The organism is Kitasatospora sp. NPDC059646 (assembly GCF_042734615.1).
GTDB lineage: Bacteria > Actinomycetota > Actinomycetes > Streptomycetales > Streptomycetaceae > Kitasatospora.
The window spans coordinates 1-16,796 of record NZ_JBHWDS010000061.1 but is presented as its reverse complement, the minus strand read 5'-3'; the positions used below and the strand labels follow the sequence as shown (position 1 = coordinate 16,796).

19 protein-coding genes are annotated in these 16,796 nt (G+C 75.6%); 11 read left to right on the top strand and 8 right to left on the bottom strand.

Annotated features, from left to right (window positions below):
• Positions 1-103: 103 nt before the first annotated feature.
• Complete coding sequence (locus tag ACFV1L_RS31280; protein WP_380372288.1) at positions 104-1,735, bottom strand: phytoene desaturase family protein; 1,632 nt, start codon at positions 1,733-1,735, stop codon at positions 104-106.
• A gap of 160 nt (positions 1,736-1,895) precedes the next feature.
• Between ACFV1L_RS31280 and ACFV1L_RS31275 the strand changes: the two genes are divergently transcribed.
• Entirely contained in the window at positions 1,896-2,102 is a 207-nt protein-coding gene (locus ACFV1L_RS31275; RefSeq protein WP_380372286.1) for a DUF6011 domain-containing protein, read from the top strand.
• Between the two features lie 14 nt (positions 2,103-2,116).
• Here ACFV1L_RS31275 and ACFV1L_RS31270 read toward each other — a convergent pair whose 3' ends face one another.
• Entirely contained in the window at positions 2,117-2,860 is a 744-nt protein-coding gene (locus ACFV1L_RS31270) for an adenosylcobinamide amidohydrolase (protein WP_380372283.1), read from the bottom strand.
• 136 nt (positions 2,861-2,996) lie between these two features.
• On the opposite strand from ACFV1L_RS31270, the gene ACFV1L_RS31265 reads away from it, so the two are divergent.
• The 3 genes from ACFV1L_RS31265 to ACFV1L_RS31255 all read left to right on the top strand — a co-directional run bounded on the left by ACFV1L_RS31265 (position 2,997) and on the right by ACFV1L_RS31255 (position 4,764).
• Complete coding sequence (locus tag ACFV1L_RS31265) at positions 2,997-3,668, top strand: TetR family transcriptional regulator (RefSeq protein ID WP_380372280.1); 672 nt, start codon at positions 2,997-2,999, stop codon at positions 3,666-3,668.
• A gap of 163 nt (positions 3,669-3,831) precedes the next feature.
• Positions 3,832-4,032, top strand: coding sequence for a DUF1918 domain-containing protein (locus ACFV1L_RS31260; RefSeq protein ID WP_380372277.1), 201 nt, complete (start codon positions 3,832-3,834; stop codon positions 4,030-4,032).
• A 36-nt stretch (positions 4,033-4,068) separates the two neighbouring features.
• The gene (locus ACFV1L_RS31255; RefSeq protein WP_380372274.1) at positions 4,069-4,764 is read left to right on the top strand and encodes a DedA family protein; all 696 of its coding nucleotides are present in this window, start codon (positions 4,069-4,071) and stop codon (positions 4,762-4,764) included.
• A gap of 55 nt (positions 4,765-4,819) precedes the next feature.
• Here the strand turns inward: ACFV1L_RS31255 and ACFV1L_RS31250 are convergent, their stop codons facing one another.
• From ACFV1L_RS31250 to ACFV1L_RS31225, 6 genes are all read right to left on the bottom strand, one after another.
• A complete protein-coding gene (locus ACFV1L_RS31250; protein ID WP_380372271.1) occupies positions 4,820-5,569 on the bottom strand; it encodes a PIG-L deacetylase family protein in 750 nt (249 codons plus the stop codon).
• Positions 5,570-5,636: 67 nt separating this feature from the next.
• On the bottom strand, positions 5,637-6,293 hold the full coding sequence (locus ACFV1L_RS31245) for an NADPH-dependent F420 reductase (protein ID WP_380372269.1): 657 nt from the start codon (positions 6,291-6,293) through the stop codon (positions 5,637-5,639).
• A 198-nt stretch (positions 6,294-6,491) separates the two neighbouring features.
• Positions 6,492-6,914: a hypothetical protein gene (locus tag ACFV1L_RS31240; RefSeq protein WP_380372266.1), complete on the bottom strand. Its 423-nt coding sequence runs from the start codon at positions 6,912-6,914 to the stop codon at positions 6,492-6,494.
• Between the two features lie 143 nt (positions 6,915-7,057).
• Positions 7,058-7,648: a GNAT family N-acetyltransferase gene (locus tag ACFV1L_RS31235; RefSeq protein WP_380372263.1), complete on the bottom strand. Its 591-nt coding sequence runs from the start codon at positions 7,646-7,648 to the stop codon at positions 7,058-7,060.
• Positions 7,649-7,771: 123 nt separating this feature from the next.
• Positions 7,772-8,128 (bottom strand): zinc ribbon domain-containing protein YjdM, encoded by a 357-nt coding sequence (locus ACFV1L_RS31230; RefSeq protein WP_380372261.1) that lies wholly within the window; start codon positions 8,126-8,128, stop codon positions 7,772-7,774.
• Positions 8,129-8,195: 67 nt separating this feature from the next.
• Positions 8,196-8,531: an STAS domain-containing protein gene (locus ACFV1L_RS31225; protein WP_380372355.1), complete on the bottom strand. Its 336-nt coding sequence runs from the start codon at positions 8,529-8,531 to the stop codon at positions 8,196-8,198.
• Between the two features lie 1,585 nt (positions 8,532-10,116).
• Here ACFV1L_RS31225 and ACFV1L_RS31220 point away from each other — a divergent pair.
• The 7 genes from ACFV1L_RS31220 to ACFV1L_RS31190 all read left to right on the top strand — a co-directional run bounded on the left by ACFV1L_RS31220 (position 10,117) and on the right by ACFV1L_RS31190 (position 16,726).
• Positions 10,117-10,494, top strand: a complete 378-nt coding sequence (locus ACFV1L_RS31220; protein ID WP_380372258.1) for an ArsR/SmtB family transcription factor — start codon at positions 10,117-10,119, stop codon at positions 10,492-10,494.
• 218 nt (positions 10,495-10,712) lie between these two features.
• On the top strand, positions 10,713-10,913 hold the full coding sequence (locus tag ACFV1L_RS31215; RefSeq protein ID WP_380372256.1) for a hypothetical protein: 201 nt from the start codon (positions 10,713-10,715) through the stop codon (positions 10,911-10,913).
• On the top strand, positions 10,913-11,260 hold the full coding sequence (locus ACFV1L_RS31210) for an ArsR/SmtB family transcription factor (RefSeq protein WP_380372253.1): 348 nt from the start codon (positions 10,913-10,915) through the stop codon (positions 11,258-11,260). Before ACFV1L_RS31215 ends, ACFV1L_RS31210 begins: the two co-directional genes overlap by 1 nt.
• Before the next feature lie 56 nt (positions 11,261-11,316).
• Positions 11,317-12,948 carry a SulP family inorganic anion transporter gene (locus tag ACFV1L_RS31205; protein WP_380372352.1) on the top strand — a complete coding sequence of 544 codons (1,632 nt, stop codon included), beginning with the start codon at positions 11,317-11,319 and terminating at the stop codon, positions 12,946-12,948.
• A gap of 13 nt (positions 12,949-12,961) precedes the next feature.
• Complete coding sequence (locus tag ACFV1L_RS31200; protein WP_380372251.1) at positions 12,962-13,447, top strand: ATP-binding protein; 486 nt, start codon at positions 12,962-12,964, stop codon at positions 13,445-13,447.
• Positions 13,444-13,575 carry a DUF6126 family protein gene (locus ACFV1L_RS31195; RefSeq protein WP_380372248.1) on the top strand — a complete coding sequence of 44 codons (132 nt, stop codon included), beginning with the start codon at positions 13,444-13,446 and terminating at the stop codon, positions 13,573-13,575. The genes ACFV1L_RS31200 and ACFV1L_RS31195 overlap by 4 nt, the downstream gene beginning before the upstream one ends.
• 226 nt (positions 13,576-13,801) lie before the next feature.
• Positions 13,802-16,726 carry a polysaccharide lyase family 8 super-sandwich domain-containing protein gene (locus tag ACFV1L_RS31190; protein WP_380372246.1) on the top strand — a complete coding sequence of 975 codons (2,925 nt, stop codon included), beginning with the start codon at positions 13,802-13,804 and terminating at the stop codon, positions 16,724-16,726.
• The last annotated feature ends 70 nt before the right edge of the window (positions 16,727-16,796 follow it).

The window sequence follows — 16,796 nt, the reverse complement described above, 5'->3', positions numbered from 1 at the left end:
CGGGGGAGAGGGCTTGGGACAACCGTGACAAACCCCGGACCGGCCTCACCCCCGCCCGGCAGCGCGCACCACGCCGGCGCCGCGCTCCGGCCCCGGGGCCCCGTCACCACCGGGCGGGCGGCCGCACGCCGGCGCGCAGCAGGCCCGCCCACAGGCGGGCGCGGCCGGCGCGGTCCAGGGCTTCGTGGGCGGCGAGCAGCCCGCCGGTGACGGCGCCGAGGAACCCGCCGGCCAGGCAGTCCTGGCCCGACAGGTACAGGCCGTCGATGCCGGTCCGCGGCCGCAGCCAGTCGGCCAGGCCGGGGCTGCGGCCGTCGCCGAACGCCGCCACGTCCTTGGCGAGCCCGTAGAGGCTGCCGCCCGGCCAGCCGGCGAAATGCTCCGCGGTGAGCGGGGTGCCGAGCTCGTGGTACGCCACCCGGCCCCGGGTCGAAGGGAGTTGGCGGTACAGCAGGTCGAGCAGCTGGGCGGTCAGTTCGTCCTTCAGCGCGAGGTACCCGGGCTCGCGGTGGCGCCACCGGGAGCCGCGGAACGGCTCGAACAGCTCCGGCCGGACGTAGGCGAGGATCTCGCCGGTCGACCGGCCCGGGTACCGGGCCCGCCAGGTCGGATCCTTGACGGAGGAGAAGGAGAGGAAGCACCCGCTGGTGCGGCCGCCCGTGCCGTCGAAGAAGGCGTCGCAGTCGCCGTCGGTGACCATCAGGTTGTGCCGGGGGAGGCCGAGTTCCTCCGGATCGCCGTCGAGGCCCAGGAACAGCACCACGAACGGGAATCCGCGCCGCATGCCGTCCAACCGGTCCGCACCGGCGGCGGCGGGGTCCGCCAGCAGGGTGCGCCACGTGTGCTGCGCCCCGGCCGCGCTGACCACCACGGGGGCCCGGACGCGGGTGCCGTCCGCCAGCGTCACGCCCGTCGCCCGCGCCCCGTCGAGCTCGATCCGGGCGACCGGCGCCCGCACGAACACCTCGCCGCCGGAGGTCCGGATCGGGTCGAGCATCGCGCGGGCGATCGCCGCGCTGCCGCCCACCGGGTACCAGGCGCCGGTGCGGAAGTGCTCGAACATCACGGCGAGGAGGAAGAACGGCAGCCGGGCGGTGGAGTCGGCGAGCAGCAGCGCGCTGCGGGTCAGCAGCGCCTGCCGGAGCCGCTCGTCCCGGACCAGTTCCTCGACCACCTGCCGGGCCGGCCGCATCGCCACGTCCGGCACCGCGGCCGCCCGCAGCAGGCGGGCCAACTGCCGTGCCACCGGCCCGGACAGCCGCCCCGACGCCAGCGCGGGCAGCACCGCGCGGCACCGCCCGACCAGGTCGAACAGCTTCTCGATGCCGACCCGTTCCGCCGGGAAGCGCGCGATCAGCTCGGCCCGGTGGGCGGCGAAACCGACCGGTGCCCGGTGCACCTCGCCCGCCAGCCGGTACTCGTCGCTCACCTCCCCGACCGGCGCCCACCGCAGCGCCCCGCCGGTCAGGTAGTCCGACAGCACCCGGACCGGCTCCCGCCGCCCCACCTGCCCGACGTAGTGGATCCCGACGTCCCACTCCCACCCGCGCCTGCGGTAGGCGTGGGTGTAGCCGCCCGCCGTGTAGTGCTGTTCGAACACCGCCACCCGCCGCCCCTGCCGGGCCAGGCACACCGCGGTCGTCAGCCCGCCCGCCCCGGACCCGACCACCACCGCGTCGTACTCCCCCGCCACTCCGTCCGCCGCCGGCCTGCCCACCAGCACCCGTCGCGTCACGTCCACCGCCTCCGCCGAGCCGACCGCTCACCACCTGCGACTCAACCACGCACCCCGTCTTCCGCCCGCCCGGCGCGCCGTCGTCCGCCCGTGACGCGGCCTCAGCCGCGCGGCGGGCCCCCGCCGCGGGTCCGCGAGGACGAAATGATGAACTGGAGGGATGAGCACCGACCCGACCCACACCGAACCGCCGCTGCCCGGGACGGCCGTCGAGCGCCGTCCCGCCCCGGTCGTCCGGTGCCGGCGGTGCCACCGGCCGTTGCACGCGCCCGAGTCGAGGTGGGAGAAGCTCGGCCGGCACTGCGCCGACGCACCCGAGCGGACCCGCGTCTACGTCATCGACCAGGACGAGCTGCCGGGCGTCTGAGGCCCGACGCCCGGTCAGGACGCCAGCGCGTCGGCCAGCTCGCAGCCCGGGACCGTCGCCGGGTGCAGCGGCGGGCCGTCGTACTCGGCGCGGCGCTCTCCGTCCAGCACCGCGCCCTCGAACACCGCCGCGCGCACCGCCCGGGCGAGCCGCGCGCCCCAGAGCGAGCGCGGACCGCCGAACGGATCGACCGACTCGCCCGGCGCCGGCGTCCGGACGGCCACGCAGACCGCGTCCGACGGGGTGCCGGAGCAGTCGCGGCCGGCCTCCAGCAGGGCCTGCACCTTCGCCTCGGTGGCCGTCGCCAGCAGGTTCACCAGCCCGGCGTCCGCCACCGCCGCCGGCACCACCGCCAGCACGTTGATCGTCCCCGGAACGTACCCGGCAGTTGACGGCGCGTCGGGTGCGGGCGCGGCGGCCCAGGTCGGCACGCCGATCCCGGTGGTGACCACGGCCGTCACGCCGCCGTCCTCGGCCCAGGTGCAGGCGTCCACCTCGGCCGCCGTCATCAGGCCGACGCCGGGGCCCACCAGGCCCTGGGCGGCGGCGAGTTCGGCCAGGTGCGCGTCCGGGTCCAGCCGCCCGTAGCCGGCCCGGACCTGCGCGTTGAGGACCCACTCGCGCTCGCCCAGGCCGCCGCCGAGCACCCCGGAGCTGACCATCCGCCAGCCCGGCCCGGCCCGCCACACCAGCAGGTGCCGGCAGGCGCCGTCCTCGATCCGCCCGGCCCGCTGCACCGTCACCGGCCGCCCGTCCACGCCCGCCACCTCCGCACCTGCCCCGGGCCCGTCCGCGCGGGCCCGTCCGTCGTCGAACGGCCACCCAATCACACCGCCCGGACGGCCCGGCACGGGGATTCGCCGCGACCGGACCGGATGCGGCAGAGTGTCCGCCATGACCGCGCAGCCCCCCGCCCCCGCCCCCGCCTCCCGCGCCCCGGCGGCCGGCGCCCGCCGCCGCCCGGTGCAGCAGCGCAGCCAGGAGCGGTACGAGCGGCTGCTGGACGCCTGCGCGGGCCTGCTCGACGAGGTCGGCACGGCCGGGCTGACCACCAAGGAGGTCGCGTTCCGCGCCGAGGTGCCGATCGGCACCCTGTACCAGTTCTTCTCCGGCAAGGAGGGCCTGCTGGCCGCCCTCGCCGAACGCAACCTGGCGTCCTTCCTGGACGCCCTGGCCCGCCGGGTGGACGCCGCCGCGGACCGGCCCGGCGTCGCCGAGTTCACCGACCTCGCGGTCGAGGAGTTCGTGGCGATGAAGCGCACCCTGCCCGGCTTCGGCCACCTCGACTTCGGCCTGGTCGACACCGTCCCCGCCGAGATCGACGACCGGCACCTGCTGGACGCCGAACTCGACAACAACGCGGCCGTCGCACTGCGGCTGCGCGCCATCGGCGGCGACCTGTTCGCCGCCCCCGGCTACGCGCTCGCGCTGCGGGTCGCCATGGAGTGCGCGGACGCCGTCCTCAAGCTCGCCTTCCGCGCCGACCCGAACGGCGACCCGCAGCTGATCGCCGAGTGCAAGCGCCTGGTCCGCAGCTACCTCGCCGCCCCGCCCGCCGGCGACTGAACCGGCGCACCGGCCCGCCCGCACGGCCCGGCAGGCCCGCGCCGGGTGGCGCTGACCGGTTCCGCCATTGCACCGCCCGGAGCACCGCCGCACAGTGGAGACAGGGGTGCGCCCCCGCCCCACCGGTCCCGCCCACCGGTCCCGCCCAACCGCAGGAGCAGCGATGCAAGCCACAGTGGGAGACCACGTCCACATGTACAGCAGGTCGGTCGGCATGACCGACCGCAAGGGAGAGATCGTCGAGGTCCGCGGCACCGACGGCGCGCCGCCGTACCTGGTCCGCTTCGAGGACGGCCACAACGGCCTCGTGTACCCCGGCCCCGACTGCGTCGTCGAGCACCGGCTCGGCGAGGAACAGCGCTGATCCCGGGCCACGGCCCGGTGGGAGGAGCGGTCCGCCTTGCCCCCACCCCTGCCGGGCCCGCTGGCCCATCTCGCCCCGCTGCTGGACGACTACGGCTGTCCGGCGGTCGGGGTTCTCGTCTTCCTCGACAACTGCCTGGTCCCCGTGCCCGGCCAGACCATCCTGGTGCTGGCCGCCGTGTACGCGGGCGCGGGCCGGCTGTCGCTGCCCGCCGTGCTGGCCGTCGCCGTCCTCGCCGCGTTCGCCGGTGACACGCTCGCCTACCTGCTCGGCCGCACCGGCGGCCTCGCGTTCGTCCACCGCTGGGGCCGCTGCCTGCGCCTCACCCCGGAGCGGACGGCCCGCGCCGAAGCGTTCTTCCGCCGCCGCGGCACCCTGGTGGTCACCGGCGCCCGCTTCGTGGACGGCCTGCGGCAGACCAACGGCCTGGTCGCCGGCACCACCGGGATGCCGTGGCGGCGCTTCCTCGCCGCCAACGCGGCCGGCGCCGCACTGTGGGCGGGCGTCTGGACGGCGGTCGGCTACTTCGCGGGCAGCAACATCACGGCGCTGTACCGCCGGGCCGTCCACTACCAGGTGCTGCTGTTCGTCGCCGTCGCCGCCGCCCTCGCCCTGTTCGCCGTCCGCGCCTGGCTCCGGCGCCGCCACCGCCCGACGCACGACGCCGTCGGCCGGATCCCGCACCAGGACAACGGCGGCGACGTCCCCGCCGACGGCCGCGACCACCGCTGACCCGCCGTCAACGGCCCGGTTCGCACCCGCCGGAGATGCGCCCGACGACTCCGGCTCAGCGGAGCTTGATCACCTCGAACGGGGCGGCGAACAGCGTGCCGAGGCGGGTGCCGGCCGCGCGGCCCGCGGACTCCAGGAACTCGGCGGCATTGGCCATCTCGCCGCCGAGGCCGTCCAGGTAGGCCCGGTGGGCCTCCAGCGAGGCGACGCCGGCGGCGAAGGTGTCCGTGGTGTCGACGGCGTGCAGGCCGTCCGGCGAGGCCGCCGCCCAGACCTCCCGGACGCCGTTCCACGGCTCGTGGCCCTCGGCGGTGAGCTCCCGGAACACCCAGCGGTTCCCGGCGTCCCGCACCGCGTCCAGGGCGGCCTGGCCGACGGCGATGTGGTCCGCCTGGTTGGGGAACACCCCGCCGTACGTGTCGCGGAAGTTGGTGGTGATCACGATGTCCGGCCGGTGCCGGCGGATCGCCCGCGCCAGGTCGCGGCGCAGCGGCAGGCCGTACTCCACGACGCCGTCCGGGTAGCCCAGGAACTCGACGGTGTCGACGCCGACCAGCGCGGCCGACTCGACCTGCTCGCGCTCGCGTATCGGCCGGCACTGGGCCGGCTCCATGCCGTCGATGCCGGCCTCGCCGCTGGTCACCATCAGGTAGCTGATCCGCTTGCCCTGCCCGGTCCAGCGGGCGACCGCGGCGGCCGCCCCGTACTCCATGTCGTCCGGGTGCGCGACGATCGCCAGCGCGCTCTCCCACTCCTCGTCCAGCGGGAGGTACGGGGGCGGGGCCTGCTCGGTGGGGTTGCTCATGGTCGTTCCTTGTCGTCCTGGTCGAAGTCGGGGCGTGCTGCGGCCCCGCCCGGGGCGCGGGCGGGGCTCAGTTCGCGGTGCGGATCGAGTAGTTGAAGTCCGCGTGGCCGAAGTGCCGCATCAGCCGCATCCAGAACGGCATCATCATCTCCAGCCCGCGCGCGGCGTCGATCCCGCCGAGGTCGAGCACCCGCTCCGCCGGCCACCCGAACTCGCCGAGCAGGGCGGTGACCTGCACCTTGGCCTCCGCGTCCTCGCCGGCCATGAACAGCTGGTGCTCGCCCGGGACGCGGTCGGGGTCGACCATCACGGCGACGTTCACGGTGTTCAGCGCCTTCACCACGCGGGTCTCCGGCAGGGCGCGCTGCAACTGCTCGCCGACGCTGTCGTCGTTCACCGGGTCCAGGGTCAGCTCCCCGGTCGGCGAGAACACCAGCGGGTTGCAGACGTCCAGCAGGACCTTCCCGGCGAGGTTCTCCGGTCCGGCCAGCTCCACGGCGGCGAGCGCGACGGTGCCGCCGGTCGCATTGACGACCAGCTCGCCGAAGGCCGCGGCCTCCGCGAACGTCCCCGCCTGCCCGCGCGGGCCGCTGCGGTCGGCCCAGTCGGCGGCGGCCGCGTTGCCCTTGCTGCGCGATCCGAGCACGACGTCGTGACCGAGCGCCACCAGCTTGCTGCCGAGCGTCTGCCCCACCGTGCCCGTACCGAGAATCCCGATCCGCATCACTACCGCTCCGTCCCCGTCCGTTCCACCGGCCCGCCCGGACGGGCGGCGCCGGAAAGGCCGAACGCACCCTACCCGACGATCCCCTGACGGGCAGTCAGTCTCCGGAGCCCTCGCCGCGCACCTCGCGCCTCCCCCACCCACCATGCGACCCCGCCCGGCCCGCCGCCACCCGCGCGGGCCACCGGGCCGGGGCGGTCACGCGGAGCGCGGGTGGAACCGGCTCAGGGCCCAGACGACGAGCAGGTCGATGGTCATCACGGCGATCGACCACACCGGGTAGTACGGGATGAACATGAATTGGGTGATCAGACTGATCGCGGCCGCGGTCAGCCCCGCCCACCGGCCCCAACTGCGGGCCGCCAGCACGCCGATGCCCGCGACGGACAGCCAGACGCCGATCACCAGGTGGATCCAGCCCCAGGAGGTCAGGTCGAACTGGTAGGCGTAGCCGCCGGACGCCGAGAACAGGCTGTCCTGCGCGATGCCGGCCGCGCCCATCAGGATGCTCAGGGTTCCGCTGACCGACAGTCCGATCCCGGCGAACATCGAGGCGCCGCCCACGGCCGCGCCGCCGGTGCCGCCCGCCTGCCCGCGCCGTTCGTGGGAGCCCTGCGCCATGACCGCCGCCCTTCTGTCCGGCGCGACCACCCACGGGACGCGCCCCATGGCAGTCTCGCCCGGGGTCGCGGGGCGGCGCGGCCGCGACACGCGGTCCGTTCCGGTGGTCGCCGGTTCGGCCCTGCGCCGCGGCTGACGGGGCGTCAGCGGTCGTCCGCCACCAGGGAGTGCAGGTGCTGGTCGTGCCAACCGTCGGCGTGCAGGAGGGCGCTGCGCATCGTGCCCTCCAGGGTGTACCCGGCCCTGTCCGCGACCCGGCAGGAGGCGGGATTCGCCACCGAGTGGCACAGCGTGAGGCGGTGCAGGCCCAGTTCCTCGAACGCCCACCGGCCGGCGGCACGGGCGGCCTCGACCGCGACGCCCCGGCCGCGGGCGGCGGGCAGCAGCCAGTAGACGATCTCGGCGCCGCCCTCCTCCAGGTCGAGATGGCCCCAGCCGACCAGGCCCTGCGCCTCGCCGCCGCCCGCGGGCGCGACGGCCCAGATCGCGGCCTGCTCCGCCTGCCAGCGCTCGTGCATCCGCCGGATCCGGTCCCGCGCGTCCTGCGGGGAGGCGACGGCGAAGCGGTTCCACTGCCGGATGTCCGGGTCCTGCCCGGCGGCGGCGAGCGCGTCGGCGTCCTCCGGCCGCCACGGGCGCAGCTCCAGCCCCGAGGGGAGGGCCAGCACGGGCTGTTCGAGGGCGGCCATCCGTCCGGCGGGGACGACGACGGGTACCGGGTCGTTGTTGATCACTGCCGCATGGTGGCACAGGCGTCGGAGACGCTCACGTTCTTTTCCCGTGCGGGCCGGGGCCGGCCGGGGTACGGCGCCCGGGACGGCGGCACGGCCCCGGGCGGGAGGGTCTCGTGCTTCCGGTCAGGCCTTCTTGACCACGCTGGACTTGAGCTGCATGGCGCCGAAGCCGTCGATCCGGCAGTCGATGTCGTGGCCGTCGACGCCGTCGATCAGGCGGATGTTGCGGACCTTGGTGCCGGCCTTGATGCCCGACGGGCTGCCCTTGACCTTGAGCGCCTTGACCACGGTGACGGTGTCGCCGTCGGCCAGTACGTTGCCCACCGCGTCCTTGACGACCCGTTCACCCGCCGGCTCGCCGGCCTGGCCCGCCTCGGCGGGCACCCACTCGTGGCCGCATTCGGGGCACACCATCAGCGCGTCCATCTCGTACGTGAACTCACTGGAACATTTCGGGCAGGAGGGAAGATTTTCACTCATTTCGCCACCCTATCGGACGCCGCAGGCCCGAAAGTCCGGCCCCGCCCGGCCGGTCGCCCCAGTCCGCTCACGCCGATCCGTCGGCACCGGCCAGGGCCGTCGCCAGGTCCGGGTGGACGGACAGCGCCCGGCAGGTGCGCAGCCCCTCGGCCACCCCGGCGGTGATGCCGCAGAGCACGAGCGGCCCCCGTTCGGCGGGGAGGCGTCCGGCCGCCTCGGCGAGAGCGGCCTCGCCGTCCCGGGACCATCCGGCCAGGGCCGACATCTCGATCACCACCGGGCCGGTGCACCGCGCCACCGCCCAGTCGAACGCGCCCCGGAAACGCTGGGCGGACCTCTCGCCGAGGAACCCGGACAGGCGCAGCACGCCGGCCTCGCCGTGCCGTTCGAACTCCCACTGCATGCTCACCGCCGCCCTTCGGGACCGCGCCGCAGGGCGGCGGTGAGTGCGGGGACACCGCACCGGTCTCGCCCGGTGCGGCGGAGACGGGGACGCCCGGGCCCGGCGCGGCGGCACCGCGGCCCAACTGCCGGGGCACACAACCCCCCTGGCAGCCGGTCCGATGTCCGCGCCACTGCCGCGCGACGGTCCGGTGAGATACGCATCCCTGCCTCCTGTCCCTCGCAATTGCCGATATTAGCAACTGCGCAGGTTGCCATGCGACGTGCGTCTCACCGGTCGACCCACGCGTCGGGGTCGGCCGCGTTCACCGACTCGACCCCGACGTCCACGATGGCGAGCAGCACCCCTCAGCGGCCGAAGACGGGCGACGGGTCGTCCCCCAGCGAACAGCGACGAAGTCCCGGCCCCCGGCCCGACACCAGCGCCCACCCCTGGGGACCCTCCGGCCACCCACGGCCACGGACCGGGTCGTCGAACCTCCCCACCTTCGGACGGCTTACGGGCCTGTGGCAGCGCGAGCCGGGTAAGCCTTCGCCGGGCCGGTGCCCGAAGCCCAGCGGCACGCGAGCACCCGCTGCGCCCGACCACCCTCGCCCACGAACGGCAGCCGACCGAGACCGCCGACCGCCTCCCCCGCCACCGACCGGGGGGAACACGCGAGGCCCACCTTCCCGGCAGACTCCTCCGTCGCACCATCCCGCCGTCGCACCCACGTCGCCGCCGGACGTCGCGCCGCGATCTGAGCGCCAGCCCGACCCACAACCCCGGCGAAGGCCCACCGGACCACCCGCCACCCGCCCGCCCGCCACCGCCCGGACCGCAAACCGCCACTCCCCCACACGCCACGCCACCGCCGAGGCATCCCCTGCGCCCGGCCACCCCCGCCCACGAACGGCAGCCGACCGAGACCGCCAACCGCCCCCCCATCACCGGCGAGCTGTCACGTGGGGTCCTCGACGGCACCCCCGACCACCGAACCCAGGAGAAGACGCGGGGCCTGCCTCCCGGCCACCCGTCGCCGCCGGACGTCGCGCCGCGATCTGAGCGCCAGCCCGACCCACAGCCCCGGCGAAGGTTCATCGGGCGACCCCCGCCACGCACCCGCCACCGCCCGGACCGCGACACCGCGTTCTCCGTCGCCGGCGGGGTGTTTCGGGCGGCCGCCCCGGCGTCGGTTCCGGGGCGGCCGCCCGGCTGGGCCGGCTTCCGGCGGGCCGCAACATGATGACCTTAGCAGTTGCTAATGTTGGCAATTACGTGACGGTCCGGAGGCGGGATGCATGTCTCACCGGCCCGCTCGCGGCGCCGCCCCTCCGTACGCGGCCCGCGGCGCCCCTGCGCACCCGGGCCGGGGGCGGCGCCGACGGCGGGACGGGGTGCGCCCCGCACCCGGGTCATCCCTGTGTGGTCGCGGGGTCGTCGCGTGTCCGCCGCCGCCCCGTACCACCCGGGCGCGGGCGGCGGCGGGCACCCACGCGCGGCACGGCCGTCCGCCGCAGGATCCGCCCGCCCGCGCCGGCCGCACACGGTTGCTAAGGTCGTGGCGAGGCAGGGCCCGGACATGCGACGAGATGGGGTGAGAGGCATGGGCGTCGACACCCCGCGTCCGTCTTCCGTGGCCAGCGCGCCGCTGTACCAGGTGAAGGCCGAGTTCTTCAAAACGCTGGGGCACCCGGTCCGCATCCGGGTGCTGGAGCTCCTGAGCGAGCGCGAGTACGCGGTCGCCGAGCTGCTGCCGGAGATCGGCGTCGAGGCCGCACACCTCTCCCAGCAGCTCGCGGTGCTGCGCCGCGCCAACCTGGTGGTCTCCCGCCGGGAGGGCAGCACCGTCCACTACAGCCTGACCAGTCCGCAGGTCGCGGAGCTCCTGACGGTGGCCCGCGAGATCCTCGGCGGCGTCATCACCGGCCAGGCGGAACTGCTGGACAGCCTGCGCAACCCGGCCGGCCCGACCCGGAGCTGACGCCCTTCCCGCCTCCAGGGCCGGCACCGCCCCCCACCCGCGGGCCATCGCACATCCAAACCCCCGCCGCACCCCCACCTCCCCGCGCTCACCACCTGCAAACTTCATGACATGCAGAAACATCGAGTTGCGAAATTCTTCAAGTCCATACATGATTCCTGCTGGTGGATCGGCAGCCGCCAGGTCCCCTCACACCACGACCGCCCCGGGGGACGACTGTGACCGAGATCTTCGACCAGGAGCTGCGCGACCAGCTCGTGCGGGCCCGTCGCGCCGAGCAGCAGGCCCGCGCCGCCGGCGACGACGACGGCGTCCAGGCGTTCGCCGGCCGCGTCGCCGAGCTGCTGCGGATCGCCGACCGGCACGGCGTCGACGTCTCCGCGGACACCACCGCCGAACACCCCGACCAGGACCGGTGATGGCCGTCCCGCTGTACCAGGCCAAGGCGGACTTCTTCCGCACCCTCGGCCACCCGGTCCGCATCCGGGTCCTCGAACTGCTCCGGGACGGCCCACTGCCCGTCCGCGAGCTGCTCGCCCTGCTCGACATCGAAGCGTCCAGCCTGTCCCAGCAGCTCGCCGTCCTGCGCCGCACCGGCCTGGTGAGCGCCACCCGCGAGGGGAACACCGTGGTCTACACCCTCTCCACCCCGGACGTCGCGGAACTGCTGGCCTCCGCCCGGCAGATCATCCACCTGGTGATCAGCGGGCAGGGGCGACTGCTGGACGAGCTCCGCCCCGCCGTCACCGAAGGAAACCGGTCGTGAACGCCGTCCTGGACCGAATCACAGCCGTCCTGCCCAACCGGCAGACCCTGGCCACCATGGGGCGCTCCCCCCGGAAGGACCTGGTCGCCGGCCTCACCGTCGCGATCGTCGCCCTGCCCCTGGCCCTCGGCTTCGGGATCTCCTCCGGCGCCGGCGCGGAGGCCGGGCTGGCCACCGCGGTCGTCGCCGGCGCGATCGCCGCGGTGTTCGGCGGGTCGAACCTCCAGGTCTCCGGGCCGACCGGCGCGATGACGGTGGTCCTCGTCCCGATCGTCGACCGCTACGGCACCGGCGGCGTGCTGACCGTCGGGCTGCTGGCGGGGGCGGTCCTGGTGGCCCTCGCGCTGGCCCGGGCGGGCCGGTTCATGGCCTACGTGCCGGTCCCGGTGGTGGAGGGCTTCACCGTCGGCATCGCCGCGGTGATCGGCCTCCAGCAGGTCCCGGGCGCGCTCGGCGTCGCCAAGCCCGACGGCGACAACCCGGCCGTGGTCGCCGTGAAGGCGCTCGGCGCGTTCGCCTCCGAGCCGCACTGGGCGGCGGTCGGCGTCGCGCTCGGAGTGGCCGCCGTGATGCTGATCGGGGTGCGCCTGCGACCCGCCGTCCCGTTCTCGCTGATCGCCGTGGCCGCGGCGACGCTGCTGGCCAAGGCGACCGACCTGCCGGTGGCGACCATCGGGCACCTGCCCTCCGGCCTGCCGGCACCCTCGCTCGGCTTCCTCGACGCCTCCGCCGTCCCGCACCTGCTGCCCTCAGCGCTCGCGGTGGCCGCGCTCGCCGCCCTGGAGTCGCTGATGTCGGCGACCGCCGCCGACGCGATGAGCGTCTCGGAGCGGCACGACAGCGACCGGGAACTGTTCGGCCAGGGCCTGGCCAACCTCGCCGCACCGCTGTTCGGCGGCGTCGCCGCGACCGGCGCGATCGCCCGCACCGCGGTCAACGTCCGCTCCGGCGCCGCGTCCCGGCTCGCCGCACTGATACACGCCGGCGTCCTCGCCGTGATCGTGTTCGCCGCCGCCCCGCTGGTCGCCGGAATCCCGCTCGCCGCACTGGCCGGCGTCCTGATCGCCACCGCCGTGCGGATGGTCGAGGTCGGCTCGCTGCGGGCGCTCGCCCGCACCGGCCGCGGCGAGGCCGCCGTCCTGCTGCTCACCGCGGCCGCCACGCTGGCCTTCGACCTGGTCACCGCCGTCGTCGTCGGCCTGCTGGTCTCCGGGGTGCTCGCCCTCGCGACGGTCGCCCGCGCCGCCCGGGTCGAACAGGTCCCGCTGCACGACGAGCTGCCCCCGGCGGACCACCACTCCGAGGAGCAGGCCCTGCTCGCCGAGCACATCGTCGCCTACCGGATCGACGGCCCCCTGCTGTTCGCCGCCGCCCACCGCTTCCTCCTCGAACTCACCGAGTCCGCGCAGGTGAAGGTCGCGATCCTGCGGATGTCCCGGGTCAGCGCGATCGACGCCAGCGGCGCGGTCGTCCTCGGCGACGCGATCGACCGGCTCGAACGCCGCGGCACCCTGGTCCTCGTCTCCGGCCTGCGCGCCGAGCACCGCCGCCCCCTCGACGCGCTCGGCGTCCTCGACCGCCTCCGCCAGGAGGGCCGGGTGTTCACCAGCACTCCCGCCGCCATCGACTACGCCCGCCACCACCTCGACCGCGCCGCCGGCCTGGCCCCGGCGGCCGTGCAGACCTGATCCGCACCCCCGGATGACCGGCCACCAGCGCCACCGGCGCCGCCCGCACACCCCGCCGTCGCCCGGACCCGCCCGCGCCGTCAGGACCTACCGCGCGAGCCTGGAGTGCCGGCCCGCCAGCATCGGCCCGGCCCGGCGCCTGGCGGTCACCGTGCTGACCGCGTGGGGCGTGCGCCCCCGCACGACCGTGCACGACGCCGCCGTCCTCGCCGTCACCGAACTGGCCGTCAACGCCGTCCGGCACGCCGCGACGCGCTCCGCCTGCTTCGCCCTCGTCCTCTCCGCCGACGCCGAGCACCTGGACGTCTCCGTCCACGACGGCCACCCCGGGCTCCTCGCCGTGCCCGCTCCCGGCACGGCGGGGGGCCTGGCCGTCCTCGCCGACCTGGCCCGCAGCCTCGGCGGCGAGCTGACCGTCCACCCCGCCGGCGGCGGCGGGAAGGAAGTCCGGGCCCGCCTGCCACTCGCCCCCACCGCCCCCGAAACGGAGTCCCCGTGAGCAACGCCGTCCGCGACGAGAAGACCAAGCGCAAGGCCATGCTGGTCCGCGCCCTCATCTACATCGCCGGCACCCACCTCTTCGCGGGCTTCGTCCTCCTGCTCTTCGCCCTCGGCGGCCGCCACTGACGCCTCCCGGCAGGAGGAGGCCCCCCGGGGACCGCCCCCCGGGGACCGCCACCCGGGGACCGCCACCCGGGGACCGCCGCCTGGCGCGGAAGGTGCACGCCGACGGGCTGGAAAGCGCTTACCGAATGCCTCGGCGAACCGTTGACGCCCTGACCGGAAAGCGCTTACCGTCGGGGCCCGGAAAGCGCTTTCCCCGGACCTCCCCCACTCCCCTCCCGGAGGCGTCGTGTCCCTTCCCGCTCCCCCCGCCCTGTCCCGCCGCACCCTGCTCCAGGCCGGCGCCGCCGGCGCCCTCGCCCTGGCCGTGGCCGGTCCCGGCGCGGCCGGCCCGGCCGTCGCGGCCACCGCCGACGCGTACGAGACGCTCCGGCTGCGCTGGGTCGCGCTGCTGACCGGGACGGGGTTCGACCCGGGCGCCGAGCCGTTCGCCTCCGCGCTGCGGGCGCTCGGCGACCGGGCGCGGACGCAGCAGCAGGCGATGACCCCGACGGCGGCGTCGCTCTGGCCGGACCTGCCGCTGGGAACGGTGTCCGCGAACATCACCGGCAGCTTCGTGCGCCTGCGCACGATGGCGCTGGCGTGGGCGCAGCCCGGCACCGGCCTGACCGGCGACGCGGCTCTCGCGGCGGCGATCACGGCGGGCCTGGACCGGCTCTGCGCCTCCGCGTACACCGCGACGGCCACCATGTACGACAACTGGTGGGACTGGCAGATCGGTTCGCCGCAGGCACTGCTGGACACCTGCGCGCTGCTCGGGCCTCGGCTGACCTCCGGTCAGATCGCCGCCTACGGCGCGGCCGTGGACCATGCCGTGCCCGACTCCCGCGTCTCGGCGTACTCGGGCACCAGCACCGGCGCGAACCGCGTCGACCTGTGCCGGGTCCTCGCGCTGCGCGGCGTCGTCGGCCGGAGCGGGGCCAAGCTGGCGACGGCGTCGGCGGCGCTGTCGCCGGTGTTCCCGTACGTGCTGACGGGCGACGGCCTGTACCCGGACGGGTCGTTCGTGCAGCACACCTGGGTGCCGTACACCGGGTCGTACGGCGAGGTGCTGCTGGGCGGGTTGAGCCGGCTGTTCGCGCTGCTGGCGGGGTCGGCGTGGGAGGTGACGGATCCGCAGCGGCAGAACGTGTTCGACGCCGTCGACTCGGCGTACGCGCCGTTCCTGTTCAACGGCCTGGTGATGGACGCGGTGGTGGGTCGGGCGAGCAGCCGGGGTCTGCAGGCCTCGGACCTGCTGCACCTTCAGCAGGACGACCACGGTCGCGGCCACACGATCATGGGGCACATCCTGCGGCTGGCGGACTCGGGTGCGGCGCCGGCGGCGCAGTCGGCGCGGTGGCGGGCGGCGGTGAAGGGCTGGATCGCGCGCGACTACTACCGCCCGTACCTGTCGGACGCGGCGGTGGACGTTCCCGAACTGGCCCGGGCGCAGGCACTGGTGGCGGACGGCGCGACGGCGGCGTCGGAGGAGCCGGTGGGGGCGCGGGTGTTCGCGATGGACCGGGCGGTGGTGCGCCGTCCGGGCTGGGCGGTGTCGCTGTCGATGTGCTCGGCGCGCACCACGTTCTACGAGACCGGCAACGGCGAGAACGTGCGCGGCTGGCACACCAACAACGGCCTGCTGGCGTGGTGGAACGCGACGACGGGCAACGGGCAGTACGCGGACGCGTTCTGGCCGACCGTCGACCCGTACCGGCTGCCGGGGACGACGGTGTCGACGAAGCGGCTCGCGGACGCGGCGGGCGGCGCGTGGGGCGCGGCCCGCCCGGACAGCGTGTGGGCGGGCGGGGCGAGCGACGGCACGTACGCGGCGGTCGGGCAGGCGGTGCGCGGGCTGTCGTCGACGCTGTCGGGGTGGAAGTCCTGGTTCCTGCTGGACGATTCGGTGGTCTGCCTGGGCGCGGGGATCGGCTGCGCGGACGGCGTGCCGGTGGAGACGGTGGTGGAGAACCGCAACCTCGGCGCGTCGGGCACGCACGCGTTCACGGTGGACGGGGTGGCGCAGCCGGTGACGCTCGGCTGGTCGCAGCAGTTCACGGGCGCGCGGTCGATGGCGATCGCCGGCTTCGGCGGCTACGTGTTCCCGGGCGGCGCGACGGTTCAGGCCAAGCGCGAGGCGCGGACCGGCAGTTGGCACGACGTCAACTCCGGCGGCACGACCGAGGCGTTGACCCGCCGCTATCTGACGCTCTGGTTCGACCACGGCACCGACCCGTCGGACGCGGGCTACGCGTACCTGCTGCTGCCGGGTGCGGACGCGGCGGCCACGGCGGCCCGGGCGGCCGCCCCCACGGTGACGATCCTCGCCAACTCCGCTTCCGTGCAGGCGATTTCGGACACGGCGTCGGGGGTGACGGCGGCGAACTTCTATGCGGCGGGCAGTGCCGGTCCGATCACCGTGTCGGCGCCGTGCTCGGTGCTGGTGCGGGAGTCCGGCGGCACGCTGAGCGTCTCGGTGGCGGACCCGTCCCGTACCACGGCCACGGTGCAGGTGACGGTGGCCCGGGCGGGCTACCTGTCGGCGGATCCGGCGGCGGGGGTGACGGTGCTGGCGGCGGGCCCGTCGGTGCGGCTGCTGGCCGAGCTCGGCGGCAGCCAGGGCGCGAGCCGGACGGTGACGCTGCGCACCGCGGGGCCGGCGGCGTCGGCGAACGCCGTGCTGCTCGCCCCGGTGCGGGACACGTACGTGCGGGACGGCTCGTACGCCGACACCAACTACGGGACGGCGAACGTGCTGACGGTGAAGAACACCGAGTCCACGGGTTCGGGTTTCTCCCGGCGCGCGCTGCTGGCCTTCGACACCTCGCAGCTGACCGGGCCGGTGCGGCGGGCGGTGCTCTGGGTGCGCGGCGCGGTGGCGGACTCGGGCGGCACCGAGACGGACCTGCAGGCGTTCGCGACCGCGCCGGGCGCCTGGCAGGAGACGGCCGCCACCTGGAACCGCTGCCCGGCGCCGGCGGCCGCGCTCGGCACCGGCCGGATCTCCACGGCCGCGGACTGGGTCGGCCTCGACGTCACCGCGGCGGTCGTCGCGGACCCGGCGCTGACCCTGACGGTCGGTCAGCCGGCGGGCCGGGTGGGCCTGGCGGTGAATCTCAACAGCCGGGAGAACGCCGCCTTCCCGCCGGTCCTCCAGGTGGTCACCGGCTGACCGCGCCCCCGCCCGCGGGGCCCCCCCTCGGCGGGCCCCGGCCGCCGCGGGGGGACGGGGCGGGGGTGGT